The organism is Natrialbaceae archaeon AArc-T1-2 (assembly GCF_030273315.1).
Taxonomy (GTDB): domain Archaea; phylum Halobacteriota; class Halobacteria; order Halobacteriales; family Natrialbaceae; genus Tc-Br11-E2g1.
The window spans coordinates 2,365,390-2,390,313 of the sequence record NZ_CP127174.1; the positions used below are offsets into that span (position 1 = coordinate 2,365,390).

Here is a 24,924-nt window from a genome sequence, read left to right on the forward strand (position 1 = left end):
TTAGATTTTTCTAGAGGTCGATCCAAAACGGCCGGAGAGCGACCCGACCGCGTCCCGGCTCACTCACAGATCAGGTCGGCGATGTCCTCTCTGACGATCCGCCCACAGTACTCACAGCGAACGCCGTCTCTGAGCACCTCGAAGCGGGAGGTGGCCGGCTCGTTCGCGGTCGTGATACAGCTATCGTTGGGACACTCGAGGACGCCTTCGACGATCTCGGGGCGTTCGACGCGATGTTTTCGCTCGACGTCGTAGTCACGGACGATGTTGATCGTCGCGTCGGGGGCGATCAACGAGAGAACGTCGACCTCGTCCTGGCTGAGCTCGCGACCCTCGACCTTGACGATGTCTTTGCGTCCGAGCCGATCGGAGGGGACGTTTATCCCCACCGAAACCTCTTCTCCATCGCTGCCGTCGATGCCGAGAATAGCGAGGACGTTGAGCGCCTGCCCGCCGCGGACGTGGTCGATGACAGTGCCGTCACGGATCTTGCTGACGCGGAGTGCGTGATCGTCGGAACTCATGCGGAATCACCCACGAGGAGATCGAGCAGGGCCATCCGGACCGGAACGCCGTTGTGAGCCTGCTCGAAGTACGACGCGTGCTCGGTCGTATCGACGTCTGCGGCGATCTCGTCGACGCGGGGAAGCGGATGTAACACCGTCAGGTCGTCGCGTGCCGCCTCGAGGGTCTCGAGGTCGATCCGGTACTCGCCTGCGACTTTCCGGTACTCGTCTTCGTCGGGGAACCGTTCCTGCTGGATACGCGTGACGTAGAGCACGTCGAGCGAGGGAAGGACCGACTCGAGACTCTCGTGTTCCCGGACCGTCGCGCCCTGCTGGTGGAGATCGTAGACGACGTCTCGAGGAAGCTGTAGGCTCTCGGGACTGATGAAGTGTTGTTGCGTATCGAAGTTCGTCAGTGCGTACGAAAGCGAGTGGACGGTTCGGCCGTACTTCAGGTCGCCCATGATCCCGATCGAGAGATCGTCGAGTCCGGCGTTTTCTCGGATCGTGTACAGATCGAGCAGCGTCTGGGTCGGGTGATGGCCCGCGCCGTCGCCGGCGTTGATGAGCGGGACGTCGACGTACTCACTTGCCATCTTCGGCGCCCCCTCGAGTGGGTGACGGAGGACGAGTGCGTCGACGTACCCCTCGATGACGCGGACCGTATCCGCGAGCGTTTCGCCTTTCTGGACGCTCGAGGACTCGATCGATCCCATGTCGACGACGTCACCACCCAGTCGCTTGATCGCCGTCTCGAAGCTCATCTTCGTGCGGGTGCTCGGCTCGAAAAAGAGCAACCCGAGCAACGACCCGGCGTGTGCTTTCGCGACGGCGTCCGGATCGTCGTCGATCTCGGCCGCGCGATCGAGGACCCGCGTTATGTCCTCGCGAGAGAGTTGTTTGCTCGTGATGAGGTGATCGTGGCGCATCTGTTCGTCATGGCACTCGCCGACCCCTTGAATCTCTCCATCCGCTCGCGTCGTTTCGAAATCAGAATGATGCTACGGTGACATTTTTTACCGTCTCGACCGCGATTGACGTCGAGTTCGAACGTCGCTGGTGCGGAGCTATCCCCGGTTCGACGAGGATTTGTTCGGCGGCCGAAGCTAAGGCAAAGAGTTATCAGTCGGATAGGGAAATACTCACATCCGCATGGAGGGTCGGCTGCAGACTGGTATCAACGTGTTAGACCGAAAACTCGATGGGGGGATCCCACCCGGGTGTATCGTGGCCTACACCGCCGATCCGGCCAGCCAGTCGGAACTCCTGTTGTACGAGCTCACCGCCGCACGCGGAACGCTTTACGTCACGACACAACGGTCCGACGACGCCGTTCGTCACGCGATCGACTCGTCGATGGCACGCGTCGGCAGCCCGACCGTCCGTCACCTCGACAGCGACGAGCCACTTTCGGAAGCGACGCGCCTGATCGGTGCACTTCCCGACGGTGCGAACCTCATCATCGACCCGGTCGACGTCCTCGAACGGACGGACCGACACGAGTACGTCGACTTTCTCAATACGCTCAAAGATCGCATGCTCGAGACCGGGAGTCTCGCGTTCTTGCACTGTCTGAAAAGCGACGCCGAACCCGAGAACCGGCCGACGACGACACACGTCGCCGACGCGGTCTTCGATCTCCGGACGACCGTCGGGGCGACCGAACTCGAGAACTTCCTGACGATTCCCAAGTACCGCCGCGGTGGTGCCCCCTCCGAGACGATCAAACTCGAACTCTCAGAACGGGTCGAGATCGACACGAGCCGCGACATCGCTTGATCTCCCGATCGTAGCGTTTCGCCTCGAGCTTTCGTGAACGTTACTCGTCGGCGTCGGCCTCGAGTTCGTCGACGATCTCGTCGGCGTCGACGTCTGCGTCCTCGAGTGCGTCCTCGATGTCGCCACCGCCAGCGCCCATCCCGCTCATCATACCGCCCATGCCGCCCATCATGCCGCCGGCACCGTCGATGATCTCCTGGACGATGACGCGGTCGACGCCGACTTTGTCGATGACGTCCTGGGCGATCTGTTGTTTCGAGAACATCCACTGCTGGTTCATCGTCAGCTGTGGGGTGGACTCGACGTACAGCGTCTCTTTCTCGACGACTTCGGTCTCGAACTCGGGTTCGGCGTCTTCGTCTTCGTCGTCGGGCTCGACGGGAACCTCTTCCTCGACCTCGTCGACCTCGATCTCGAGTTCGGGCGAGACGTCGAGGTACATCTCGAAGAGGCCGGCGGCGCGTTCCTCGCGGTCGTCGACGACGTCGACGATCTCGTAGTCGTACTCGACGTCCTCGCCGGCGAGCGGATGGTTGAAGTCGACGCGAGCGCGACCGCCGATGATCGTCGTGATGTGACCGGTCCGGCCCTCGATCTGGACGTGTGCACCGGGGTAGCGGTCGTCCTCGTCGATCTTCTCGGCGCTGATCGTCTCGACGTCGTCGGGATCGTGCTCGCCGAAGGCCTCTTCGGCGGGAATCGTGACCGTGCCCGAGTCCCCGGCTTCGGCGCCGACGATCTCGTCTTCGACGGCCTCGAAGATGTGTCCCTCTCCGAGGACGATGGTCCGCGGTTTGAACTCGGTTTGCTGATCGTCGACGCCTTCCTCTTCGGCGACGTCGGGATCGGTCGTATCGACCAGCTGTTCCTCCTCGACGGTACGTGCAGTGTACCCGAGCTTGACGAAGTCGCCAGCCTGGAGCCCGCTCGCTTCGTCGTCGGTCGTGCCGTCTTCGACGTCTTCGTCGACGTCGTCGGCCTGCTCGGCCTGTTCCTCGGTCATACGTAGTACGTCCAGCCGTCTGCATAAAAGGACGACGTTTTGAGCCGGCCGGAACGACCGATACTTACGGGTCCCGACCGTGATCCGCCCCATGTACGAAGTCGAAGTGAAGGTCCCTGCAGATCTCGAGGCCGTCCGCGACCGACTCGGCGACCTCGAGGCCGATGCGCTCGCGACCGTCGTCCAGGAAGACACCTACTACGACGCGCCACACCGGTCGTTCCCGGAGACCGACGAAGCGTTGCGAATCAGACGCGAGACGGTCCGCGAGGGTCGTATCGGTGACGCCGACTCGAGCAACGACACGAACGATACCGACGGGAGTCGGCTCACGTACAAGGGGCCGCTGGTCGACGACGAGTCGAAGACCCGCGAGGAGGTCGAAACGCGCCTCGAGGACGCCGCCGAGATGGACGCGATCCTCACGAATCTCGGGTTCGAACCGGCCGCGACGGTTCGCAAAGAACGCGAGCGATTCGCACTCGAAGGCTACACCGTCACCCTCGACCGCGTCGACGACGTCGGAACGTTCGTCGAGGTCGAAACCGAAGCCGAGAAAGCCGACCTCGAGTCCGCTCGCGAAGGCGCATTCGGCGTACTCGACCAACTCGGACTCGATCCCGACGCGAGCATCCGGACGTCGTATCTCGAGCTCGCACTCGAGAAATAACCCGGAGGCATCTTTCAGGCGGGTCTGCTTTTCGCAAGTTATAGAACCACACCGACGCAACGTTCGCCAATGACCGAGCGGAACATTCGAATCGAGCCGATCGACCGACGGGCGGTCGAGGACCAGGAAGTCGAGATCGTCGAACGAAAGGGTATCGGTCACCCTGATTCGATCTGTGACGGCATCGCAGAGAGCGTCGCGAGTGCGCTCGCACGCGAATACATCGACCGCGTCGGAAAGGTGTTGCACTTCAACACCGACGAAACTCAGCTGGTCGCCGGCGAGGCAGCACCCGCATTCGGCGGCGGCGAGGTCGTCGATCCCATCTACCTGTTGATCGTCGGCCGCGCGACGAAACGCTACGGAGGCCAGACGATTCCGACCGAAACGATCGCGCTCCGGGCCGCCCGCGAGTACCTCGAGGAAGAGATCCCGAAACTCGAGTTCGGGACGGACGTCGTCGTCGACGTTCGCCTCGGCGAGGGAAGTGGCGACTTACAGGAAGTCTTCGGCGAAGACGGCGCGACCGTCCCGATGGCAAACGACACGAGCTTCGGCGTCGGACACGCCCCCCTGACGGAGACCGAACGGATCGTCTATAACGCCGAACGTCGACTCAACGGGGAGTACGCCGAACGAAACCCCGTGCTCGGCCCGGACGTGAAGATCATGGGCAAACGAGAGGGCGATCACATCGACGTCACCGTCGCCGCCGCGATGATCGACGAGCACGTCCCGGACATGGAAGCGTACAAAGCCGCCGTCGAGTCCGTCCGCGAGTACGTCCACGAGGTCGCCGGCGAGTACACCGATCGCGAGGTATCGGTTCACGTCAACACGGCCGACGACTACGAGGAGGGATCGATCTATCTCACGGTCACCGGCACCTCCGCCGAGCAGGGTGACGACGGCTCCGTCGGCCGGGGCAACCGCGCGAACGGACTCATCACGCCCAACCGCTCGATGTCGATGGAGGCGACAAGCGGCAAGAACCCGGTCAATCACATCGGCAAGATCTACAATCTGCTCTCGACGCACATCGCCGAAGACGTCGTCGCAGAGGTCGACGACATCCGCGATCTGCGCGTGCGCCTGCTCTCTCAGATCGGTCGTCCGATCGACCAGCCTCACGTCGCCGACGTCCACGTCGTCACCGACGACGGCGTCTCGCTGGGAGACGTCGAAGGCGAGATCGAAGCGATCGTCGACGACCGTCTCGCGAACGTGACCGGCGTGACGCGGCAGGTCATCGACGGCGAGTTGACGACGTTCTAATCGGCCGATGACCGCAGACCGACCAGCACCGCCCGATGACCTCGAACGCGAGCTCGATCCCGAGTTGCTCGAGGCACTCGAGTCCCACGACCCGGAGACGCTCCGTGCCGTCGGCCGGTACGTCGACGAGCTCGCGTCGTGGAAAGAACACACGCAGGGAGACGACCTCGAGGACCTCGAGTATCCGGCCGACGTTCCCGACCGCGCAAGCGTTACGGTGACCGAGATCGACGGGACGGAGTACCTGTACTACCAGTGGCGAGAAGGCGACGAGATCCGCTCGAAGACCGAAACCCGGTAGCGACCGGATCCGCGCCACAACCCCGTCGCAGTCCCACACTTTCGACGAGCGAACCATACTTCTTTTTCGCGTGCCGTCGGAACAATCTGCACGACTATGTGCGCAAATTCCACAACTGGTACGGAATCGCTATTCGACCCCCCGTCCAACCCGGTCGGGTACGTCGCGATCCTGATGGCGGTCGTCACGGGTGTGTTACACCTCGTAGCATCGACGAACGCCATCCAGTTCAGCCAGACGCTCGGCATCCTGTTTATCCTCAACGGGCTCGGCTTTCTCGGCGGGGCAGCTATCTATCTGACCCGGTTCTGGCGGCGGCCGCTGTTTCTCGTCGCGGCCGCGTACTCGATCGTGACGATCCTCGCGTTGTTCCCCGTTCAGGGCTGGGGCATCGAGGCATTCTACATGGGCGGGGACCTCAATCCGCTCGCGGTGATCACGAAAGCCGCCGAGGCGATTCTGGCTGTCTGTGCCATCTACCTCTATACCGACGCCTGATACTACCAGACAAAAGTCAGTGAACACCCGATCGCGTCTCGAGTGCGGTCGGTGTGTGAACTGTTTTGCCCGGCAGTATGAACGTCGGTCGTCACTCGTCACTGGTTTTAGCTTACGATCTCGATCGGCACCGGCATGAAACAGAGCACGCCAAGGACGAAGGTCACGATTCCAAGAAGGATCCGTTCAGCCCCCAGTCGGTCGTCGACGACCGGCTTTGCCGGTCCCGCCGCGGCGATGAGGGTGGCGAAAAACCCCCAGAAGACCCAGATGAGCACCGAGTTTCCGTCGTAGCCGCCGACGTAGTAGAGATAGCCCGCCAGCGCGAAGAGAACGCCGGGAACGAGCGCAGCGACCGTCTCCTGGCGGTCGCCGACCATCGCCCGGAGGATGTGTCCGCCGTCGAGTTGGCCGACGGGGATCAGGTTCAAGAACGTGACGAACATTCCGACCCAGCCGCCGATGACGACCGGATTGACCGACGTCGTCGGATCGTCGCGATACAGCGGCTGGTCGAACGCCGCCGCGAGCAACTCGAGCAGGGGTGGATACCCTAGCTGTAACCGGATCGCGTCGGGATCGTTTGCCAGCTCCGCCGGCGCGATTACGGGTGGAAGGTGAAGTCCGACGACGGTGACGACGACCGTCGCGACTAGCCCGGCAAGGGGGCCGGCGACGCCGATGTCGAACAGCGCCTTCCGGTCGGGCATTCTACCTTTCATCTTGATGACTGCTCCCATCGTGCCGATGATCGTCGGGACCGGAAGGAAGTACGGCAACGATGCGTCGACGTCGTGGTACCGACTCATCACGTAGTGGCCCATCTCGTGGACGCCGAGTACGAGCAAGATCGCAACCGAGAACGGCCAGGCCCGCCAGATCTCGAGCGGTTCCGCGAACGGATCGATGTGATACCACATCGCGCCAGCGAACAGCGTCGAGGCGACCGTCGCGAGAAACAACACGACGTTCGTCCACGGAATGCCGTCGATACCGGTGTTCGTCGGCTCGGCAACGATGACGTACTCGCCGTGTCGTCGGGTAAACTGCGCCTCGTAACCCGCATCACGGAACGCGGGCCATAGCTCTCGCATCATCGACTCGGGGTCGACCAGCGGATCGCCGTAGTAGAACAACCGTTCGCCGTCGGTTCGCGTCTCGTAGACGGCAAACACCGATCCGATCGTCTCGAGAGGAGGGCCTGGATCGAACTCGTCGGCGTCGTCCATTAGCAGTTGTTACTCGTCGTCAAGTATAAATCGACTGCAACCGGTCGTCGTACGGCCGTTGTAAGTCGGCGCCGGCGATCAGTTCTCGGCGGGGATGCGGGGAAGGCAGGTTCGATGGGGATCAAGCGGGTTCGACGCGCCACGTGGTCGCACCCGTGTACGACCACTTCTCGATCTCGAGGTCGGAGGCCGACTCCGAGAGTTTCACCATGAGCGCGCCGATCTCCTTCGGGGAGAGGCCGACGTCGTCCGCGATGAACTTGCCCTTGAAGTAGAGTTCACCGTCTTCGGCGCGCTCGCGCAGGTACCGCTTCAGGCGGTGTTCTTTGCTTTCCGTGGAGGTTTGGGCTGTCGTGCTCATCGACAGATATCCCTTTCGCCCAGCAGATGATATAACGGCTGGTCGGTTAGTCACGTTTCGACTACGTTTAGAAATTCGAGCGTCTTCGAAGCTTTCACCGAACGTTACAGGACGTTTTACGACACTCTCATATCTCTTTAGAAATTTTATAGCCGCTTCTAGTTCGTTATCTCCGACTGAGGGGAGGGTGCGGTTGGAATCCGGTCGACATCGTCCGGAAGTCCGAAGCGACGATCAGGAGCGTTCGTGGACCCAGAACTCGTCGTCGACCGTCACTTCCTTTTTGAACAGTGGTACCTCGTCTTTCAGCCGGTTGATGCCGTCCTCGACGGTCCGGAACGCCTCCTCGCGGTGGCCGGCGAGCACGACGACGAAGACGATGTCCTCGCCGTCGCGAACGACGCCAGTCCGATGGAACAGTTCGACGGCGTAGACGCCGTCGCGGGACTCGAGGTCGGCCTGCAGCGAGGCGAGGCGCTGTTCGGCGACGCCCTCGTACTTCTCAAACTCGAGGTACTCCGTTCGCTCGTCGTCCGGGTCGTCTCTCGCCCGGACGCGTCCGGTGAAGGTCGCAATCGCGCCCGCCTTGTCCGCGTCAGGCGACCGCTTGATTCTGGCCACCAGCGATTCGAGAGTCCTGTGGGGTTCGGTCGCCTCGAGATCGGCGACGACGGCCTCAAGGTCGAGGTCAGCGGGCGTTCGAGCGGTTGCGATAGTCGAGTCGGGAACGTCCTCGTCGTCGCCGACGACGACGGTCGGATACCGAAGCGACTCGACGCCGGCGACGACAGCGTACTCGCAGTCGGTCGCGAGCGTATCGATCGCGTCGGCGACCGATAGGCCGGTGCCGTTTGCGGTCCAGTCGCCGTCGGCACCGAGGTCGTAGGTGACGTCGCCGCCGACGGTGAGCGTCTCGTCCCGTAGCGCCGACGTGCCGTCGGCGATCGTGGCGTCGTACCAGACGACGCCGACGCGTCCGTCCTGGGAGAGTCGATCGACGATTCTGTCGACGGCTCGCTCGAGAGCGCCGTCGCGTGTACCACGGTCGAGTACACCAAGCACGTGCATACGTCAACCGTGGTTCGGTTAGGGTTTGTAGCTGTCGCCGTCGGTCGCATCTGTCGTCCAGTCTATGGTCGGGGTGGTTGGCAACCCTTAAGAACGCATCCCGGTTACACCGCGATAGCATGAAAGTGGTCGTTTCTATCGGCGGGAGCGTGCTCGTGCCCGATCCGGGTACGAATCGGGCTGGCGAGTACGCCGCCGTCATCGACGAGCTGGTCGCAGACGGCTGTCGGGTCGGTGCCGTCGTCGGCGGCGGCGGCGTCGCACGCACGTACATCGGGGCCGCTCGAAATCTCGGTGCGAACGAGATCGAGCTCGACCAGCTTGGAATCGACGTCACCCGGCTCAATGCCCGGCTGCTCATCGCCGGACTCGGCGAGGACGCGGTGACCGCGCCCGCACTCGACTACGAGGAAGGAGGCGAGGCACTCAGGCAGGGCGAGATCTGTGTCATGGGTGGCGTCGCCCCCGGCCAGACGACCGACGCCGTCGCCGCTGCACTCGCGGAGTACGTCGACGCCGATCTGCTCGTCTACGCGACGAGCGTTCCCGGCGTCTACGACGCCGACCCCAACGAGGTCGACGGAGCGACCAAACACGACGAACTCGCAGCTGCCGAACTCGTCGACGTCATCGCCTCCATCGAGATGACCGCCGGCTCTTCAGCGCCCGTCGACCTGCTCGCGGCGAAGATCATCCAGCGCTCGGGGATGCGGACCATCGTCCTCGACGGTACCGATCCCGACCGGATTGCACGGGCGGTCCGTCACGGGAAACACGACGGCACCGACGTCATTCCCGAAAACGTCGGCGAAGAACCGACCTACTGGGCCAGCGATGACAATTGAGAACGACTCCGAACGTCCGTACACCCTCCAGGCCGAGGACGGAGACGACCACCACGCCTTCTGGGCTGATGAAGTGGCGGATCGGATCGTCTCCCGGGAGCCGGACGAGCCGATCGTCGTCAAAGGCGGCATCTCGCCCTCCGGCGTCCCCCACCTCGGCAACGTCAACGAGATCCTGCGGGGCTACTTCGTCGCCGAGGTGCTTCGCGATCGCGGCTACGAGGTCGAGCAGGTGTTCACCGCCGACGACCGCGACCCGCTCCGGAAGCTCCCCCGAACGCTGTGTGACCTCGAGGGGAACCTCGTCGACTTAGGCGAGGTCGACGCCGGCGCGCTCGGTCGGAACCTCGGCGTGCCCTACACCGACGTTCCCGATCCGTTTGGCTGCTGTGACTCCTATGGTGACCACTTCGCGACCATCATCGAGGACAGCGCCGACGCCGTCGACGTCCCCATCGAGTTCGTCTCGACGACGGAACTGTACGAGTCGGGCGAACTCGAGGACGTCGTCTCCCACGTCCTCGAAAACGAGGATCGCGCCCGAGAGGTCCTCGCTTCCTACCAGGACAAGGTCGACGACGACTACGTCCCGTTCAACCCGATCTGTGCGGAGTGTGGGAAGATCACCGAAACGGTGACCGACGTCGACGTCGGTGGCGAGGCGTCTAGCGCCTCGGACGGTCGAGCGGGGAGCGACGAGACCCGAGAGACGGCCGGCACCGTCGAGTACCGCTGTACCGACATGGAAGCTGGCGATCGGACTATCGAGGGCTGTGGTCACGAGGGGGAAGCGACGTTCCGGGAGGGGAAACTGCCCTGGCGCTTCGAGTGGCCCGCCCAGTGGCAAGTCCTTGGCGTCGACTTCGAGCCGTTCGGCAAGGACCACGCCGAGGGCTCCTGGCCGAGCGGCCAGGACGTCGCCCGCAACGTCCTCGAGATCGAACCGCCCGTGCCGATGGTCTACGAGTGGTTCACCCTCGACGGCGAGCCATTCTCCTCGTCGGCGGGCAACGTGATCCTCGTCTCGGAGGTGCTCGAGCTGTTAGAGCCCGAAGTCCTGCGGTACTTCTTCGCGAAAGACCCCTCGAAGGCACGCGACTTCAGCATCGAACGACTCGATCAGCTGGTCGACGAGTTCGACCGCTTCGAGCGGATCTACTTCGACGAGGTCGAAGCCAGCGAAGACGAACGCGAGTTCGCCGACCGCGTCTATCCGTTCGTGGTCGATGGGGCGGCTGCCGCCGCCGATCCGGAGCGTGTCGACCGGCACGCAGAGGAGTCTCGCGAGGAGCGAATCCGACTGCCTTACACTTTCGCCGCGGTGCTCGGCATGACCGACGATCCCGACTTGCGCGAGGAGATCGCTCGCCGGGAGGGACACATTCCAGCGGACGCTCCCGAGTGGGCAATCGAGGATGCGCTGGCACGGGTCGAGCGAGCGCGCAACTGGGCTCGACGGACGGGCAACGAGTTCGACTACGAGCTCAAACGATCCGAAATACCCGACCACGAGTTCGACGAGGCGACCGAGACGGCGCTCGACGAACTCGCTGACTTCATCGAGGAAGGCCACGAGCCCGAGGAGATCCAAGGCGAGATCTACGAGACGGCAAAGCGCCACGACGTCGACGTCGGCGACTTCTTCGCCGCCGGTTACCGGCTCTTTTTCGACGAACAGCAGGGACCGAAACTCGGCACCTTCCTCGCGAAGGTCGATCGGGAGTTCGTCGTCGCACGGCTGCGCCGCGAGCGATAGCTGGAGAGACAAAAGCCATTTGAGAACTGGCCTCCGAGATAGGAGTGATGGACTACGGCCTCTCCTCGCCCGCCTTCCTCTCGGTCCCCGAGGTGTTCGGCTCGAGCACGCTCACCTGGATTCTCGTTGGCGTCGCGGCCTACTGGCTCGCGCTCGTGGCCCTGCGCAAGGGTGGCCTGCTCCCCGGCTACGTCGGCGCGCAGGGACCGATTATGACGATACACACGAAACGCGGCCGCGCGTTCCTCGATCGCCTCGCCGGTCCGAAGCGGTTCTGGCGAGCCTGGGCCAACCTCGGCGTCGGAATCGCGATCGTCGTGATGGTCGGCATGTTCGCGATGTTGCTGATCGCGGCGCTCTCTGCGCTTCAGGCCCCGGAGACGACGGAGGTTCAACAGCCACAGAACGTCCTCGTCATCCCGGGCGTCAACGACTTCCTGCCGCTTTCTGCGGCCCCGGGGATCGTCTTCGGACTGCTCGTCGGACTCGTCGTCCACGAGGGTGGCCACGGTCTGCTCTGTCGGGTCGAGGACATCGACATCGAGTCGATGGGTGTCGCAATGTTGGCGATCCTCCCGATCGGCGCGTTCGTCGAACCCGACGAGAGAGATCAGCGCGAGACCGATCGTGGCGGTCAGACCCGGATGTTCGCCGCCGGCGTCACGTTCAACTTCGCGGTCACGATCGTCGCGTTCGCGTTGCTCTTCGGTCCGATCGTCGGCGCGATCAGCGTCGCACCCGGCGCCGCCGTCGGCGGCGTCGCCCCGGGATCGCCCGCCGAGGCGGCCGAGATCGAACCGAACGACCGGATCACGGCCGTCGACGGCACCGACCTCGAGACCAACGACGACCTCGCGGCGACACTCCAAGAGACCGACGCCGACGAGGTGGCGGTCGAGCTCAACGACGGGGAGCGCACGACGACCGTCGAACGGTCGGTGCTTGTGACCGCCTCGGCCGGGGACGACACCGTCGGCGTCGTCACAGGTGACACCATCGTCGCCGTCGAGGACGAACCCGTCGCGACCGAGCGCGGCTTCCTCGAGACCGTCGAGAACGAGTCGGTCGCCACCTTGACCGTCGAGGACGAAGATGGCGATCGCGAGGACCGTGACGTGCCGATCGGTGCGGCCGTCCAGGTCGCCCCGGACGGCCCTCTCGCGACTGCCGGCGGTCCCGCGGGCGAACTGTTCGTAATCACCGAGATCGACGATCAGGAGCTGACGACCTACGACGACCTCGAGGTGGTCTTGGCCGAGACGGAGCCTGACGAAGACGTTACTGTCACGGGCTATCACGACGGTGACACCGTCGAGTACGACGTCACGCTCGATGAGAACCCCCGCGAGGACAGCGGCTTTCTCGGTATCAGAGGGATCGCAGGCGTCTCCGGACTCTCCGTAAACGACATCGGCATCCAGCTCTATCCGGCCGACGAGTACCTCGCCTTACTCGGCGGCGGCGGCGACAGCAGCGTCAGCGACACGTTCGTCGACTCGTTCCTCGGGAAGATCGTCATCGCGCTCGGGTTGCCGATCGTCGGCTTCCTCGAGCTGTTGCCGTTTAACTTCGCCGGCTTCACCGGTGGTATCGAGAACTTCTACGAGACGCGAGGTGCGCTTTCTCTGTTCGGTGACGGCACCGTCTTCGCGGTCGCGAACCTGCTTTTCTGGACCGGGTGGATCAACGTCCAGCTCGGGTTTTTCAACTGCATTCCGGCCTTCCCGCTCGACGGCGGACACATCTTGCGGACCAGCACCGAAGCGATTCTCTCGCGGCTGCCGATCGAGACGACCCGTGGCATGGTGCGGTCCGTGACGACGATGATCGGACTGACGATGCTCGTGAGTTTCCTCCTCATGGTGTTCGGTCCGTCCCTGTTTGCCGGATGATCGATCGGACGTCGCGCTGGACAAACACAAACGGACCTTTCTTATCGTCCCCATCCTAACCCGACGATATGGAACGACGCGAAGCGCCACCGACCGACGAGGGATGGTACGTCCTTCACGACTTCCGGTCGATCGACTGGGACGCCTGGCGAGACGCTCCTGACCACCGCCGCGAGCGAGCCATCGAGGACGGTAGCGAGTTTCTCGCTTCCTGTGAACGCCTCGACGACGCCGAGGAGGGCGACTCGGCGACGTTTACGGTGCTCGGCCACGAAGCGGACCTCCTGGTGCTCCACCTCCGGCCGTCGATGGCGGCTCTCGACGAGCTAGAACGGCAGTTCGAACAGACCGCAGTAGCCGAGTTCACCGATCGAACCGACTCCTACGTCTCGGTGACCGAGGTCTCGGGGTACGTCTCGAGCGAGTACTTCGAGGACGGCGAGGTCGACGCCGGCATCGAGAACTACATCCGGATGCGGCTGCACCCGTCGATCCCGGACGCCGAGTACGTCAACTTCTACCCGATGGACAAACGCCGCGGCGAGACCGACAACTGGTACGATCTGCCCTACGATGAACGCGCCGAGCACCTCGAGGCCCACGGCGAGATCGGCAAGGCCTACGCGGGGAAGGTCACCCAGGTCATCTCGAGCAGCATCGGCTTCGACGATTACGAGTGGGGCGTGACCCTGTTCGCCGACGATCCGACGGATATCAAAGACCTGCTGTACGAGATGCGCTTCGATCCCTCGACCTCGAGGTACGCCGAGTTCGGATCGTTCTACGTCGGCCGCCGGTTCGCCCCGGAGAACCTCGATGCGTTCCTCGCCGGCGAGGCTGTCTCCCAGGAGCCGGCCGAAGGTCACGACGAGGGAGAACGCGGACACCCCCATGCGGGTGCGGGCGACTCGCCACACGGTGAGGGCCGCCCACACGGCGAGTCGGACGAGGGGACGGACGAAGGCGAGGCCGTCAGAAGCGAACTCGAGGACCAGGGCGTCTACGCGGGCTCGCCCCACGGCGAGGACGTCCACGCGGTCGTGCTCTACTCGACGGCCGACGTCGACGAGCTCTTCGAGGAGGTCGACGGCCTCCGGACGAACTTCGATCACTACGACACACACGTCAAGACCGCAGTCTACGGGTCACACGACGGAGGCGACGAAAACGCCGTCGTGAGCCTCTGGGAGACCGAGCGTGCGGCGGAGACGGCTGCCGGTTTCCTCGCCGAATTGCCCGACGTCGTCCGTCAAGCCGGCGACGACGAAACGGATTCGTGGGGGACGATGGGCATGTTCTACACGGTCAAACCCGACCACCGCGAGGACTTCGTCGGCACGTTCGAGGACGTCGGTACCGTCCTGTCGGGAATGGACGGTCACCGAAAGAGCGACCTGCTCGTCAACCACGAGGACGAAAACGACATGTTCATCGCCAGCCGCTGGGATTCCCGCGAGGACGCGATGGCATTTTTCCGCAGCGACGAGTTCGCCGAGACTGTCGAGTACGGCCGGGACGTGCTCGCAGACCGGCCCCGGCACGTCTTCCTCGCCTGACACGGGTCATCTTCGTGTTCGGCTCTGCTCGGCGGGAGCACGGTGTGTCCCCGTCGGAACGGCCCTGCGTACTCCAGTGCCAGTGCGATCACAGACGTACACGTCTGATATCGGCGGTAACGTTGTTACGACGAGGTCGCTGTCCATCGAGTAGTAACAGTAGTCACCACCCAGCCACCGATTCGACCGAACACCAAGCCGAATAGTGAGGCGAGAACAAGCACTATCACGACGAAAAACACCACGCTGAACGGTGGTGGCCACGCTATCACGGTATCGGTAGTGGGACCGTCCGCCGCTACGATAGGTGTGAGTATTGCTATGACTCCACCGAGAAAACCGACACGAAGTCCGGCGGCATTCGGGTCTGCCGAGTGAATGACAGCTATCACTCCCGCGAGAAACCCACCGATAATCATCATTCCACCCGCGATGTCCGCCTCGGAGTGTGGCAGCCAGTTTACGAGAACTGTGACGGGGGAGTGAAATACTACTCCCTAATAGGTTTGTATCGATGACCATTTTCGATACATGATCCCATTCTGATAACTTCGTATCACCGGGTGACCGGCGTATCGCACGCGACTGTCCTTAGCGGGGGAGAGAGAACGTCGCTTTCAGGTGCTCGAGCGAGAGGACGGAGCTCGGCCGATCCATGTGAACGCCGATCTCGCCCGAGAGCGCCCGGAGACCGATCCGCTGGAGCGGCTCCGGGAGCGAGTAGGCCCGCCGGATCAGGTGACCGAGTTCGATCTCTCGCTCGAGCTCCTCGCGCCAGGCCCGTTCGTAGGCGGCGAGCGTGGTCGGCCGATCGGGATCGATCTCGCCTGCGGCGTGGTCGGCGCTTGTCATTCCATAGAGGATTCCGCCGCCAGTAAACGGCTTGGTCTGGGCGGCGGCGTCGCCGATCAGGAACCCTCGACGGGTCGTCACGCGGTCTGGCGGTCCAATAGGGATCACGCCCGAACAGCGGTCCGTGACCGCGACCTCGTAGCCGTCGATCAGCTCCTCGAAGTGTTTGCCGACCTGGACACCCGGCGGCGCGGCGAGGCCGTACTCGACGCCCGCCTCGCCGCGTGGGATCCGCCAGGCGAAAAACCGCGGCGCGGTGAGGTGGACGTCGACGAAGTTCCCGTGGTCCGGATCCGTCGCGAACGCGAGCACGCCGTGGAGCAGTTCGTCGGGCTCGGGTAAGGCGAGTTCTGACCGAACCTTCGAGCGCGGTCCGTCACAGCCCGCGACCATCTTCGCCGCGACGGTCTCGGTGCCGCCCGGCCCCTGGACCTCGAGTTCGACCCGGTCGGAATACTCCGTGACCGCGGTGACGGTGTGACCGTCGCGGACGTCCGCACCCGCCTCGCCCGCGAGTTCGGCGAGGTGACGGTCGAGCCCGACCCGATCGATGACGTTCGAAACGGCCTCGGGCTTGTAGAACGGGTAGGCGCTGCTGTCGGGACCGCCGACGTGAAAGCGTGCGCCGTAGACCTCGTTTTGCAACAGCTCCGTGCGTGCATCCTCGCCCGTAAACGCCCAGACGTCCGTGCTGACGTGTCCGGAGCACGCGAGCGGATCGCCGATCGTTCCCGACTCGAGTGCCAGCACGTCGTACCCTTGCTCGGCTGCCCGTCGTGCGAATCGGGCCCCCGGCGGACCGACGCCCACGGTCACGAAGTCGTACATGTCCGTCACGTTCTCGTCCGGCGATAAATAGTTTCTCGAGATCGGTACCTCACTCGAGCAGCGTCCACAGCCGCTCGTGGTCGCCCTCGAAGCGCTCGAGCAGCGACCGGACCTCCTCGCGGACCTCCTCGTCGACCTCGACGAGGACCATCCCCTCGTCTGGCTGGCCGTAGACGACGTGTGCACCCTCGGGGGCGGCGACGATCGCCGGCAGCGTCGCGAGGTCTTCCTCACCGTCGACGAGGATCGTGGTCGGCTCGGGGGCCTCGAGAGCCGCACAGAGGGCCTCGAGCAGGTCGACGGTGATCGCGGCGGGCGGGTTGACGACCTCGAGCGTCGCGCCGGTCGTCACCGCTTCACGGATCTCCTCGTCGACGGCACTGCGTTTGGTACGTCCGTCGACGAGGGCGATGGCGGGTTCGTGGCCGGCTTCGCGGAGGTGGTAGGTGACGACGTCGCCGACGGCGACGATCGGCCCGTCAGCTTGGGCGAGCAGGTCGGACGCGTCGGTTTCGATCGGACCCAGAGGATCTTTGAGTTCGCTCCGAAGCGACTCGGGGAGAGTGAGCAACGGCTCGTCGGACGCGGCCGTCGCGTCGTCCGTATCGCGAGTCACGTCAGCGGACCTTGAGTGCGTACGCGCCCGGCTCGGTGACCTGCATCTCCGTGGCGATCTCGCTGTCCTCGGGATGGGAGATCGAGACGTAGCCGGCCCAGTCCTCGGTCAGCGACGAGGAGCTACAGTTCTCGCAGGTTTCGGCGTCGGGATCGTTTATCGTGTGACACTCCCGGCAGGCGAGGCGGTTGGATGCCATCGTTACTCACCCGTGGTGGCTTCTTGTGCGTCCCGGTCCTCTTTGAGCCAGCCGTGTTTGCCCAGTCCGGGCTGTTTGGCCGTGAGCCCGATCTTCGAGTCCCGCGGGTTGCGCTCGTCGATGCTCTTGGTGACGATGCGGGCCCGGACGGCGTCGTCGACGCCGAGTGCGCGGTCGGACTCGTTCGAGGAGAGGCGCTGGTTCTCGCCGTCGAAGGCGAGGTATTCGTCGGAGATCTGGGAGACGTGCAACAGGCCGTCGACCGGGCCGATCCCGACGAACGCACCGAACTCGACGACCTCGACGACGGTGCCGTCGACGACCTCTTGCATCTGCGGATCGAAGGTGACAGCGTCGAACTCCGCCTCGTAGTAGACGCCCGGCCGATTGGGCAAGACCGCACCCTTGCCGATATCGTGAACTTCGGTGACCGAGACGACGCTGCCTACTTCCTCGTCCATCCGTCCTTCGAGTTTGTCCTGGAGCAGTCGCTTGACCAGCCCGGGCGAGACGTCGCCCAGCTCCTTCGGCGGTACCTCCACCGTGTCTTTCAATCTGACCCGTTTGTACATCTATGGTCGAGTGATCGCTAGTTTGTTTCTCCCGCGTAATGCAATTACCGGTACACCCGCCTCGAGCACGCGGTCCCGAAGCGGTCGGTCGTTCGTGACGACGTAGTCGGCGTGGCCCTGGCGGGCGAGTTCGACGAGCGCGTCGTCGGCGTACGATGCCTCCGTGTCGACGGCGAGACAGCGTTCGGTCGCCAGATCGTGGCCCACGTTCGCTGCGGTGCCCTCGGTGCCACCTTTCTCGGCGAGCCGGCGCAACTCCTCCAACACCGGCTGTGGCGTGACCGGCTCGAACGACTCGAGGAGTCGCTCGAGTTCGTCGAACAGCCTGACGTCGAGTTCGACCGGCATCATGAGCGCACTGGTGTCGATGGCGACCCGCTCCATCGCCTTACGCTTTCAGGGTACCGACGCCGATCAGCCGCCAGCGCGCACCGATGCGGCGATTGATCGCAATCTTCGCGCCCGGCTCGGCACAGACGGGTCGTTTGAGATTGACCTCACACTCGTTCTCTCGAGCGCTCGTAACCGCGCCGACGGTCGTCGCCGTCCCGATCGTCATCATCAGGGGTTCGCCGGTCGAGATCTCGTCGATCTCCCCGCCACCGTCGGTCCCGACGACGCGATCGAGCAGGTCGACGTCCATCGTAAACTGCTGCCAGGTCGGGGGCAGCGTGTCGGCCGGCCCCGCCAGCCGGCCCGCGAGCGCGTCACCTTTCGTGAGCGCGGGATCGAGTGCGGTTCCGACGCCGAGCAACCCGCCGGGGGTCGCCGTCTCGACGTCCGTCCCGCCGGCTTGCAGCGAGCGAACGGTCGTCCGAATCGGCTCGTACTCGGTCTGGCCACCGCGGTCGATCTCCCGGCCGGGCCGGATCTCGATCTCGTCGCCGACCTCGAGCTGGCCCTCGGCGAGGCTGCCCCCGAGGACGCCGCCGGCGAGGTCTTCCCACGTCGTGCCGGGCTTGTTGATGTCGAAACTCCGGGCGACGTGCATGCGCGGATCCACGTCGGGGTCGCGTCCGGGCGTGGGGATCTCCTCCTCGAGCGCGCCGATGAGCAGGTCCATGTTGACGTTCTGACCCGCCGAGATGGGGACGACGGGGGCATCTTCGGCGACGGTCCCCTCGACGAACTCCTGAATCTGTTCGTAGTTCCGTCGGGCCTGGTCGGCGTCGACGAGGTCGACCTTGTTCTGGGCGACGACGATGTTGTCGATCCCGATGATGTCTAGCGCCATCAGGTGTTCCTCGGTCTGGGGCTGTGGGACGGGCTCGTTGGCACTGACGACCAGTACGGCTCCGTCCATGATCGCAGCCCCCGACAGCATCGTCGCCATCAGGGTCTCGTGACCAGGGGCGTCGACGAACGAGACGGTCCGGATCGGCTCACTTTCGCTGCCGTCCGGACACTCCTCCGTTACGGTGTAACACTCGGGCTCGTCGAGCTCCGGGCACTCCCGAAACGTCGCGTCGGCGTAGCCCAGCCGGATGGAGATGCCGCGTTTCATCTCCTCTGAGTGCTGGTCCGTCCACGACCCGCTAAGTGCCTGCACCAGCGTCGTCTTGCCGTGGTCGACGTGGCCGACGAGTCCGATGTTCACCTCCGGTTGTCGATTTCCTGCCATAAGACGATGAGTAATCTTGGATGAGTCTTCCGCGGTGCGCTTGATAAACCTACTGTTCTGCCGGCGTCCATCCGTCGAAAATCCACGCACGCAGACGGATCGGCCGTCGGAACCGTGCGGATACACTAGGTGAGACGGACACGCGGAACAGCACAAACCGAACCCGAACCCGCGTCCTTTTGCACCGTCCGTCCCTGGGTAGGGCCGTGAGCGAGTTTGCGTTCGAACTCGAGCTGTGTGCCCACCTCGAGCGACGCAGCGACGGGATCCTCGCGCGCCAACTCGGCGCGAGCGTGGCCGATCCGGGCGGGCGCATCGTCGACGTCGTCCACGTCGAACCCGGCCCCGAATTCGACGAGCGCGTCGCCGTCACCGGCGAGTCGATCCCGCCGGCTGCGATCGAGTCGGCCGTCGACACCGAGCGGGCCCGACACTGGAAGGACGCCTTCGACTACCATCCCGAGCGCGCACGCCGGGCACTCGAGCGCGCCCTCGAGGTCGGATTCTTCGAGCGCGAACGCCGGAACGGACAGGAGTACGTCCGACAGGTCACCCGCTATCCGGACTGGATCGGCCGGATCGTCGGGATCGAGAACAAGCCCGATCTCGGCCGACCGGGAGAACTCACTGCCCAGTTGCGAACCGACGTCTCTCTCGCACTCGTCGACGCGGCGATTCTCGCCACCGAGAGCTACGTCACGAGAGCCCACCGCAACCGCATCCCCGACGCGGTCGGCATCTGGCGCGTCCACCGCGAGGGCGACTCCCTCGAGATCGAAGTCGTTCGCGAACCCGCCCCGTTGCCGGTCGAGGAGCCGGGCATCGAACCGATCGCGGCTCGCCCCGGCCGAACGGACGTCGCGGTCGTCTCGCCGACCGACAAGGCTCGAGCACGCCGCCGGCTGGCCGAACGCGCCTACGGAAAGGGGTGGCGAACGTTCGAGCTGCCGGCCTGTAGAGCGTGTGATCCGGCGACGACGGAGCCAACGCTGCCGTACTGTACGTGGACGGGACGGATCGTCGACGCGGCGACGGAGTGTGGTCCCTCGTGTGCGGGCTACGAGCCAGCCGAGCGTCCGGCCGTCGACCTCGAGACGGAACGCGAACGTCGAACGCCGTGGGTCGCCGAGCCCGGGAGCCGAACGCCGCGACAGTCCGGTCTCGATCGGTTCTCGTGAGCGTCCGGGAGCCGAACGCGACGTCTGTGGTTCACTTTCGACTCGAGATGACGTTCAAGCACCGCGTCTATTCGTCACCGTTCTCCCTGCGGGTTTATGATGGACGACGACCGAACCCGGTGCATGAGCGAAGCGCCGACGGTGCTCGTCGTCTGCGGAAGTCGACGCGAACCGTCACGGACCAAAGAGCTAGCACGCGTCGCCGCGGAGGTCGGTACCGAGATGGGTCTGTCCGTGCGGATGCTCGACCTCCGTGAGTATCCGATGGAACTATTCGACGGTCGCGAACCCGACGCGTACGACGGGGTCACGACCGAAGCGATTTCGATGGTCCTCGACGCGGAGATCTATCTCGTCGCGTCGCCGGTCTACTTCGGCGGAATGTCCGGCGCGCTGAAAAACCTCGTCGATCACATTCCGTACGAGTCGTTCACGGAGACCTCTCGCGCCGCAGGGATACTCGCAACCGGTCGCGACGACCGCCATCAGTTCGTCATAGAGAGACAACTTCGCTCGACGCTCGTCTATCTCGGCGTCGACGTGGCGACGACCAGCGTCTTCGCCACCGAGGAGGACTTCGACCGGTTCACGTTGGACAACCCGTCAGTAACGACGTACATCGAGTCCACGATCGAGGAGGCCGTGTCGCTGCAGAACGTGTGACTTGCCTCTCCGGCCGTCAGGCCGTGGCAGCCGGCCACCGGATAACTGTCCTGCCGAACCAGGGTGTCTCGGTTACAGTTGCTCATATGGCAATATACATTCCACACGGAGAGTTCCGTTCGAAACGGATGGTTCGATATTTTGTCACCCGTCCCTGACAGCCCAACGACGTGCTTCTTTCTTCATCCCAGTCGGGAGCAAACGAGCGCGCTCACGCTTGCGAGCGCAGCCGAAAGGCTTTATCAGCCAGTGAGCCGGTAACTGATAGAGAGGTGACAAACAGTATGACCGATCTGGCCCGACGAACGCTGTTAGAAGCCGCCGGTGCATCGATGCTGGTTGCCGCCGCTGCAGGATATCTGGGTGATAGCGAGGAAACAGACGACGAACAGCTGGATGCTATCGAGCCCGGTGAGACGATCCTCCTCGAGGCGTATATCGATGGCTGGGAGGTTGTCGAACCGTCCGAGCTTGAAGATGAGCAAAATCCGACACTCGTCCTCGAGGAGGATGAAGAGTACGAGATCGCGTGGCAACAGGGCGATGGGACGAACCACGATCTCGTCCTCTGGGACGAAGACGAGGAGGTCGTCGAGGACTACGAAACCCCCCCGACGCAGGAACCCGATCCGGACGGTGAGCAACTGCTCGAGTTCACTGCGACCGACGAACTCGCCTACTATCGCTGTACTCCGCACCCTAACATGCAAGGCGAGATCGACGTCGAATAGTCGCCTACGGTCTCCGGTTCACGTCCACCCTCACAGTCGATACTGCTCGCCGTCGACGGCCAGCGGCTCCTCGAACGCCTCCTCGACGGGGTAGTAGTGAGCGACGTGGACCAGCCGCGTCTCGGTGGCGTCTAGCTCGTCTGCGATCGCGATCGCACCCTCTCGAGTCATGTGTTTCGTCCCGAACGTGCGGGCAACGCCGTCGGGACCCGCGTGGCGACCGCCGGCCGGGTGGTACTCACAGAGGGCCGCGGGAACGATGGCGTCGGCGAGCAACAGGTCGGGATCGGCGAGTACCTCGCGTGAGGGTTCGGGGATCGCGTAGCTCGTATCGCCCGTGATCGACAGCTTCGCGCCCGTCTCGGGGTCCTCGATCGCGAGGCCGTAGCAGACCAGCGGCGGGTGATCGACGGGGACGAGCGTGACGTCGAACCCACAGAGCCGGACCGACTCGAGCGGCGTCGTCGGGTGGACGGTGACGGCGTCGAGGTAGTGATAGTCCGCGGCGACCGTCTCGGCGACGCTGTTTCCCGTCTCGGGGTCTTTCTCATCGGCGGCGATCACCTCGAGCGTATCCAGCAGCCGGTAGGCGTTGCCCAACCCGTCGAGGTGGTCGAAGTGGACGTGTGTGATCACGCAGGCGTCGGGCAACGCGAGATCGTCCCGGAGGAACTGGTAGCGAAAGTCGGGGCTGGCGTCGACGAGCAACACCTCTCCCGTACGCTCGTTCTCGACGTGGACCGAAAATCGGGTCCGCTCTAGGCCGTGCGCTCGAGCGTACTCGCAGGTGTCACAGTCACAGCCGACGGTGGGCGTGCCTGTCGTGTCGCCGGTGCCGAGCAGGGTGACGTGCATGTTCACGCCCGACTCCGACGCGTCAGAGTTGACACTTCGAGCATCGGTTCGACCGTATCGTCAGGTCGCGACTCGGTCATTGGATCCCGATTGTCGGGCGGCCTATAAGGGTGTTACTCGAGATCGTGACCGTCGCTCTCGCATCGGTCAGTGTGAGTGATTGTGGTCGTGGTCGTGGTCGTGATCGTGGGAATGACCCCCGTCGCCGGCCTTGCCGACGTCCCCGCCCGCGACGAGCGCGTCGTGGTCGCCCTCGATCATGTCCATGTTCTTCAGGTTGTCCCGTTCCTCGAAGCCCTCGACGGCCTCGAGCAGATCGTCCTGGGTGAGCGTCGTCCGGTTCTCGGTGAGGGCGTCGAGGACGGCCTCGCGAAGCACCATCCGGAGATCGCTGCCGGTCAGCCCCTCGGTGGCCTCGGCGACGGTCTTGGGATCGAACTCTTCGATATCCATTGCCCGCGTGATGACCCGAAGGATGTCCGCCCGCATGCTGTCGTCGGGTTTCGGGAAGTTGACGATCTCGTCGAACCGTCGCCAGGCGGCGGCATCGAGCTGGTCGGGGTGGTTCGTCGCGCCGATCAGCAAGACGTCGTTTTGGATCAGCGAGACGTCGTCGATGCTCTTGAGCAGGGTGTTGACGGCGCGTTTCAGGGCGGCGTGTTCGTCGCTGCGGCGGGTCTTCGCGACGAAGTCGAACTCGTCGATGAAGAGGATACACGGCGAGAGTCGTTTGGCGACCTCGAAGGTCTTGTCGACGTTTTTCGCCGTCTCGCCGAGATACTGGGAGGTGATCATCGAGAGCTTGACCTCGACGAACGGCAGGTCCATGTCACGGGCCAGCGCCCGTGCCGTCGAGGTCTTGCCGGTGCCGGGCGGCCCGACGAACAGCAGTTTGCCGATCTCTCGCAGGCCGATCTCGGCGAGGTAGTCACGGTGTTCGATCGCCTTCGAGATCTTCTCGATCTCGCCTTCCTGGTCTTCCGTGAGGACGATCTCCTCGAGCGAGACCTCGATCTCTTCGGGCGCGCGGATCTCGACGAGATCGAGCATGTCCTCGTCGTCTTCCTCGTCGAAGTACTCCTCGAGCAGGCCGTCGATCCAGACGCGGTCGGCCTGGATCGGCCGGTTCATCTCCCGGGCGGCCTCGTAGTCGAGTTCGAGGTCGTCGTGGTCCTCGAAGTGTTTCGCGAGCGTCGGATTTTTCATCAGTCGCTTCTCGCTTGCGCGTTCGACGAGCCAGCGTTCTGCCATCTCAGACTCGGTGAGCGAGATCGAGCCCGAGAACTCGTCTCTGTCGGTGAACATGAGTTCGGAGACGGCCTCCCAGGGACGGTCGATTCCCGTCGCCGCGCGTGCGGTGCTGTTCGTGACCGAGAGCGGTCGCTGGATACCGCCACGATCGTCTCCCGTATCGTCGCCTGCGCCACCGGTCCAGAATACGCGACGGTATTCGGGCGGCAGGTCGTTTTCGTCTAGCGATCGGTCGTCCGAGTAGACCCTCGTCGTGAGCAGGAACTCGACGACGTCGAGCGCCGCGTCACTCATTCTTCGGACGTTGAGCCCACACGGTCTTAATGTCGTCGTCCGGCGGGACGTGTGGGGGTCAGTGCCGCGACAGTGCTACCCACGCCTCCGCTACGCTCTGCCCACCGGCGGCAGGCGGCACAATTATTTTCGTCCGGCAGAACGCAGGGGTTCTCATGGACGTGTTACTCGGGATCGTGGGCAGCGACGAGTCGATGAAGGCGTTGCGGGCGACGATCGAGCGAACGAAAGAGGTAGACGACGACCTGACGATCGCCGTCGTCGAAAAACCCGAAGCGAAACGGACGCCGGAGGAGATGGCCCACCAGGCCAGAGAGCTGGTCCGAAGCGCCGACCTCGACGCCGAGATCCGAACGCTCGAGGGCGACCCCGGCAGTACGCTCGTCGAAGAGGCAGAACGCGGCGACTTCGACCAGCTGGTCATCGGCGGCGGCACCGAGAGCCCAATGGGGAAAATCAGGATTGGACCGATCACCGAGTTCGTCCTGTTGAATGCCACGACGACGGTGAAGCTGATCCGATAAC

At 64.0% G+C, this 24,924-nt stretch carries 27 protein-coding genes and 1 pseudogene; 13 read left to right on the forward strand and 15 right to left on the reverse strand.

Going from position 1 to position 24,924, the window contains the following annotated elements; genetic code table 11:
• Positions 1-59 precede the first annotated feature (59 nt).
• Both pyrI and pyrB read right to left on the reverse strand, forming a co-directional pair.
• Positions 60-524: an aspartate carbamoyltransferase regulatory subunit gene (pyrI, locus tag QQ977_RS12150; protein WP_285926038.1), complete on the reverse strand. Its 465-nt coding sequence runs from the start codon at positions 522-524 to the stop codon at positions 60-62.
• Positions 521-1,435 (reverse strand): aspartate carbamoyltransferase, encoded by a 915-nt coding sequence (pyrB, locus tag QQ977_RS12155; protein WP_285926039.1) that lies wholly within the window; start codon positions 1,433-1,435, stop codon positions 521-523. The genes pyrI and pyrB overlap by 4 nt, the downstream gene beginning before the upstream one ends.
• 223 nt (positions 1,436-1,658) lie before the next feature.
• On the opposite strand from pyrB, the gene QQ977_RS12160 reads away from it, so the two are divergent.
• A complete protein-coding gene (locus QQ977_RS12160; RefSeq protein ID WP_285926040.1) occupies positions 1,659-2,285 on the forward strand; it encodes an RAD55 family ATPase in 627 nt (208 codons plus the stop codon).
• A gap of 40 nt (positions 2,286-2,325) precedes the next feature.
• Here the strand turns inward: QQ977_RS12160 and QQ977_RS12165 are convergent, their stop codons facing one another.
• Positions 2,326-3,288, reverse strand: coding sequence for an FKBP-type peptidyl-prolyl cis-trans isomerase (locus tag QQ977_RS12165; protein ID WP_285926041.1), 963 nt, complete (start codon positions 3,286-3,288; stop codon positions 2,326-2,328).
• Positions 3,289-3,379: 91 nt separating this feature from the next.
• Here QQ977_RS12165 and cyaB point away from each other — a divergent pair, with 91 nt between their 5' ends.
• The 4 genes from cyaB (at position 3,380) to QQ977_RS12185 (ending at position 6,032) form a co-directional block, all read left to right on the forward strand.
• The gene (gene cyaB, locus QQ977_RS12170; protein WP_285926042.1) at positions 3,380-3,958 is read left to right on the forward strand and encodes a class IV adenylate cyclase; all 579 of its coding nucleotides are present in this window, start codon (positions 3,380-3,382) and stop codon (positions 3,956-3,958) included.
• Between the two features lie 69 nt (positions 3,959-4,027).
• A complete protein-coding gene (locus QQ977_RS12175; RefSeq protein ID WP_285926043.1) occupies positions 4,028-5,233 on the forward strand; it encodes a methionine adenosyltransferase in 1,206 nt (401 codons plus the stop codon).
• Positions 5,234-5,240: 7 nt separating this feature from the next.
• Positions 5,241-5,534, forward strand: a complete 294-nt coding sequence (locus tag QQ977_RS12180; protein WP_285926044.1) for a hypothetical protein — start codon at positions 5,241-5,243, stop codon at positions 5,532-5,534.
• Between the two features lie 96 nt (positions 5,535-5,630).
• Positions 5,631-6,032, forward strand: coding sequence for a DUF7475 family protein (locus QQ977_RS12185; protein ID WP_345783336.1), 402 nt, complete (start codon positions 5,631-5,633; stop codon positions 6,030-6,032).
• 107 nt (positions 6,033-6,139) lie between these two features.
• Here QQ977_RS12185 and QQ977_RS12190 read toward each other — a convergent pair whose 3' ends face one another.
• From QQ977_RS12190 to QQ977_RS12200, 3 genes are all read right to left on the reverse strand, one after another.
• On the reverse strand, positions 6,140-7,261 hold the full coding sequence (locus QQ977_RS12190) for a site-2 protease family protein (RefSeq protein WP_285926046.1): 1,122 nt from the start codon (positions 7,259-7,261) through the stop codon (positions 6,140-6,142).
• A 121-nt stretch (positions 7,262-7,382) separates the two neighbouring features.
• Complete coding sequence (locus QQ977_RS12195) at positions 7,383-7,622, reverse strand: DUF7123 family protein (protein WP_285926047.1); 240 nt, start codon at positions 7,620-7,622, stop codon at positions 7,383-7,385.
• A 234-nt stretch (positions 7,623-7,856) separates the two neighbouring features.
• Positions 7,857-8,690, reverse strand: coding sequence for a molybdopterin synthase (locus QQ977_RS12200; protein ID WP_285926048.1), 834 nt, complete (start codon positions 8,688-8,690; stop codon positions 7,857-7,859).
• Positions 8,691-8,809: 119 nt separating this feature from the next.
• Here QQ977_RS12200 and pyrH point away from each other — a divergent pair, with 119 nt between their 5' ends.
• The 4 genes from pyrH (at position 8,810) to QQ977_RS12220 (ending at position 14,739) form a co-directional block, all read left to right on the forward strand.
• A complete protein-coding gene (gene pyrH, locus QQ977_RS12205; RefSeq protein ID WP_285926049.1) occupies positions 8,810-9,535 on the forward strand; it encodes a UMP kinase in 726 nt (241 codons plus the stop codon).
• Positions 9,525-11,291, forward strand: a complete 1,767-nt coding sequence (gene lysS / locus QQ977_RS12210; protein ID WP_285926050.1) for a lysine--tRNA ligase — start codon at positions 9,525-9,527, stop codon at positions 11,289-11,291. The genes pyrH and lysS overlap by 11 nt, the downstream gene beginning before the upstream one ends.
• Before the next feature lie 47 nt (positions 11,292-11,338).
• A complete protein-coding gene (locus tag QQ977_RS12215; protein WP_285926051.1) occupies positions 11,339-13,183 on the forward strand; it encodes a site-2 protease family protein in 1,845 nt (614 codons plus the stop codon).
• Between the two features lie 68 nt (positions 13,184-13,251).
• Positions 13,252-14,739: a heme-binding protein gene (locus QQ977_RS12220; RefSeq protein ID WP_285926052.1), complete on the forward strand. Its 1,488-nt coding sequence runs from the start codon at positions 13,252-13,254 to the stop codon at positions 14,737-14,739.
• 125 nt (positions 14,740-14,864) lie between these two features.
• Here the strand turns inward: QQ977_RS12220 and QQ977_RS17345 are convergent.
• The 7 genes and pseudogenes from QQ977_RS17345 to QQ977_RS12250 form a co-directional block, all read right to left on the reverse strand.
• Positions 14,865-15,209: pseudogene (locus QQ977_RS17345) on the reverse strand (DUF5518 domain-containing protein); the annotation flags it as partial.
• Positions 15,210-15,330: 121 nt separating this feature from the next.
• Complete coding sequence (locus QQ977_RS12225) at positions 15,331-16,419, reverse strand: geranylgeranyl reductase family protein (RefSeq protein WP_285926053.1); 1,089 nt, start codon at positions 16,417-16,419, stop codon at positions 15,331-15,333.
• Positions 16,420-16,468: 49 nt separating this feature from the next.
• The gene (locus tag QQ977_RS12230; RefSeq protein WP_285926054.1) at positions 16,469-17,035 is read right to left on the reverse strand and encodes a GTP-dependent dephospho-CoA kinase family protein; all 567 of its coding nucleotides are present in this window, start codon (positions 17,033-17,035) and stop codon (positions 16,469-16,471) included.
• Between the two features lies 1 nt (position 17,036).
• Entirely contained in the window at positions 17,037-17,234 is a 198-nt protein-coding gene (gene spt4 / locus QQ977_RS12235) for a transcription elongation factor subunit Spt4 (RefSeq protein ID WP_285926055.1), read from the reverse strand.
• Between the two features lie 2 nt (positions 17,235-17,236).
• Positions 17,237-17,806 carry a DNA-directed RNA polymerase gene (locus QQ977_RS12240; RefSeq protein ID WP_285926056.1) on the reverse strand — a complete coding sequence of 190 codons (570 nt, stop codon included), beginning with the start codon at positions 17,804-17,806 and terminating at the stop codon, positions 17,237-17,239.
• Positions 17,807-18,190 (reverse strand): PIN domain-containing protein, encoded by a 384-nt coding sequence (locus tag QQ977_RS12245; RefSeq protein WP_285926057.1) that lies wholly within the window; start codon positions 18,188-18,190, stop codon positions 17,807-17,809.
• Between the two features lie 4 nt (positions 18,191-18,194).
• A complete protein-coding gene (locus tag QQ977_RS12250) occupies positions 18,195-19,427 on the reverse strand; it encodes a translation initiation factor IF-2 subunit gamma (RefSeq protein WP_285926058.1) in 1,233 nt (410 codons plus the stop codon).
• A gap of 206 nt (positions 19,428-19,633) precedes the next feature.
• On the opposite strand from QQ977_RS12250, the gene QQ977_RS12255 reads away from it, so the two are divergent.
• From QQ977_RS12255 to QQ977_RS12265, 3 genes are all read left to right on the forward strand, one after another.
• Positions 19,634-20,605, forward strand: coding sequence for a DUF5787 family protein (locus tag QQ977_RS12255; RefSeq protein ID WP_285926059.1), 972 nt, complete (start codon positions 19,634-19,636; stop codon positions 20,603-20,605).
• Between the two features lie 123 nt (positions 20,606-20,728).
• Positions 20,729-21,268 (forward strand): NADPH-dependent FMN reductase, encoded by a 540-nt coding sequence (locus tag QQ977_RS12260; RefSeq protein ID WP_285926060.1) that lies wholly within the window; start codon positions 20,729-20,731, stop codon positions 21,266-21,268.
• Between the two features lie 284 nt (positions 21,269-21,552).
• A complete protein-coding gene (locus QQ977_RS12265) occupies positions 21,553-21,999 on the forward strand; it encodes a hypothetical protein (protein ID WP_285926061.1) in 447 nt (148 codons plus the stop codon).
• A 30-nt stretch (positions 22,000-22,029) separates the two neighbouring features.
• Here QQ977_RS12265 and QQ977_RS12270 read toward each other — a convergent pair whose 3' ends face one another.
• Both QQ977_RS12270 and QQ977_RS12275 read right to left on the reverse strand, forming a co-directional pair.
• Complete coding sequence (locus QQ977_RS12270; protein ID WP_285926062.1) at positions 22,030-22,854, reverse strand: MBL fold metallo-hydrolase; 825 nt, start codon at positions 22,852-22,854, stop codon at positions 22,030-22,032.
• A gap of 147 nt (positions 22,855-23,001) precedes the next feature.
• Positions 23,002-24,399 carry an ATP-binding protein gene (locus QQ977_RS12275; RefSeq protein WP_285926063.1) on the reverse strand — a complete coding sequence of 466 codons (1,398 nt, stop codon included), beginning with the start codon at positions 24,397-24,399 and terminating at the stop codon, positions 23,002-23,004.
• A gap of 155 nt (positions 24,400-24,554) precedes the next feature.
• On the opposite strand from QQ977_RS12275, the gene QQ977_RS12280 reads away from it, so the two are divergent.
• Positions 24,555-24,923 carry a universal stress protein gene (locus tag QQ977_RS12280; protein ID WP_285926064.1) on the forward strand — a complete coding sequence of 123 codons (369 nt, stop codon included), beginning with the start codon at positions 24,555-24,557 and terminating at the stop codon, positions 24,921-24,923.
• Position 24,924: the final 1 nt, after the last annotated feature.

Coding starts and splice junctions, on each gene's coding strand:
- pyrI (WP_285926038.1), bottom strand. CDS start 524: ATGAGTTCCGACGATCACGCACTCCGCGTCAGCAAGATCCGTGACGGC.
- pyrB (WP_285926039.1), bottom strand. CDS start 1,435: ATGCGCCACGATCACCTCATCACGAGCAAACAACTCTCTCGCGAGGAC.
- QQ977_RS12160 (WP_285926040.1), top strand. CDS start 1,659: ATGGAGGGTCGGCTGCAGACTGGTATCAACGTGTTAGACCGAAAACTC.
- QQ977_RS12165 (WP_285926041.1), bottom strand. CDS start 3,288: ATGACCGAGGAACAGGCCGAGCAGGCCGACGACGTCGACGAAGACGTC.
- cyaB (WP_285926042.1), top strand. CDS start 3,380: ATGTACGAAGTCGAAGTGAAGGTCCCTGCAGATCTCGAGGCCGTCCGC.
- QQ977_RS12175 (WP_285926043.1), top strand. CDS start 4,028: ATGACCGAGCGGAACATTCGAATCGAGCCGATCGACCGACGGGCGGTC.
- QQ977_RS12180 (WP_285926044.1), top strand. CDS start 5,241: ATGACCGCAGACCGACCAGCACCGCCCGATGACCTCGAACGCGAGCTC.
- QQ977_RS12185 (WP_345783336.1), top strand. CDS start 5,631: ATGTGCGCAAATTCCACAACTGGTACGGAATCGCTATTCGACCCCCCG.
- QQ977_RS12190 (WP_285926046.1), bottom strand. CDS start 7,261: ATGGACGACGCCGACGAGTTCGATCCAGGCCCTCCTCTCGAGACGATC.
- QQ977_RS12195 (WP_285926047.1), bottom strand. CDS start 7,622: ATGAGCACGACAGCCCAAACCTCCACGGAAAGCAAAGAACACCGCCTG.
- QQ977_RS12200 (WP_285926048.1), bottom strand. CDS start 8,690: ATGCACGTGCTTGGTGTACTCGACCGTGGTACACGCGACGGCGCTCTC.
- pyrH (WP_285926049.1), top strand. CDS start 8,810: ATGAAAGTGGTCGTTTCTATCGGCGGGAGCGTGCTCGTGCCCGATCCG.
- lysS (WP_285926050.1), top strand. CDS start 9,525: ATGACAATTGAGAACGACTCCGAACGTCCGTACACCCTCCAGGCCGAG.
- QQ977_RS12215 (WP_285926051.1), top strand. CDS start 11,339: ATGGACTACGGCCTCTCCTCGCCCGCCTTCCTCTCGGTCCCCGAGGTG.
- QQ977_RS12220 (WP_285926052.1), top strand. CDS start 13,252: ATGGAACGACGCGAAGCGCCACCGACCGACGAGGGATGGTACGTCCTT.
- QQ977_RS12225 (WP_285926053.1), bottom strand. CDS start 16,419: ATGTACGACTTCGTGACCGTGGGCGTCGGTCCGCCGGGGGCCCGATTC.
- spt4 (WP_285926055.1), bottom strand. CDS start 17,234: ATGGCATCCAACCGCCTCGCCTGCCGGGAGTGTCACACGATAAACGAT.
- QQ977_RS12240 (WP_285926056.1), bottom strand. CDS start 17,806: ATGTACAAACGGGTCAGATTGAAAGACACGGTGGAGGTACCGCCGAAG.
- QQ977_RS12245 (WP_285926057.1), bottom strand. CDS start 18,190: ATGGAGCGGGTCGCCATCGACACCAGTGCGCTCATGATGCCGGTCGAA.
- QQ977_RS12250 (WP_285926058.1), bottom strand. CDS start 19,427: ATGGCAGGAAATCGACAACCGGAGGTGAACATCGGACTCGTCGGCCAC.
- QQ977_RS12260 (WP_285926060.1), top strand. CDS start 20,729: ATGAGCGAAGCGCCGACGGTGCTCGTCGTCTGCGGAAGTCGACGCGAA.
- QQ977_RS12265 (WP_285926061.1), top strand. CDS start 21,553: ATGACCGATCTGGCCCGACGAACGCTGTTAGAAGCCGCCGGTGCATCG.
- QQ977_RS12270 (WP_285926062.1), bottom strand. CDS start 22,854: ATGCACGTCACCCTGCTCGGCACCGGCGACACGACAGGCACGCCCACC.
- QQ977_RS12275 (WP_285926063.1), bottom strand. CDS start 24,399: ATGAGTGACGCGGCGCTCGACGTCGTCGAGTTCCTGCTCACGACGAGG.
- QQ977_RS12280 (WP_285926064.1), top strand. CDS start 24,555: ATGGACGTGTTACTCGGGATCGTGGGCAGCGACGAGTCGATGAAGGCG.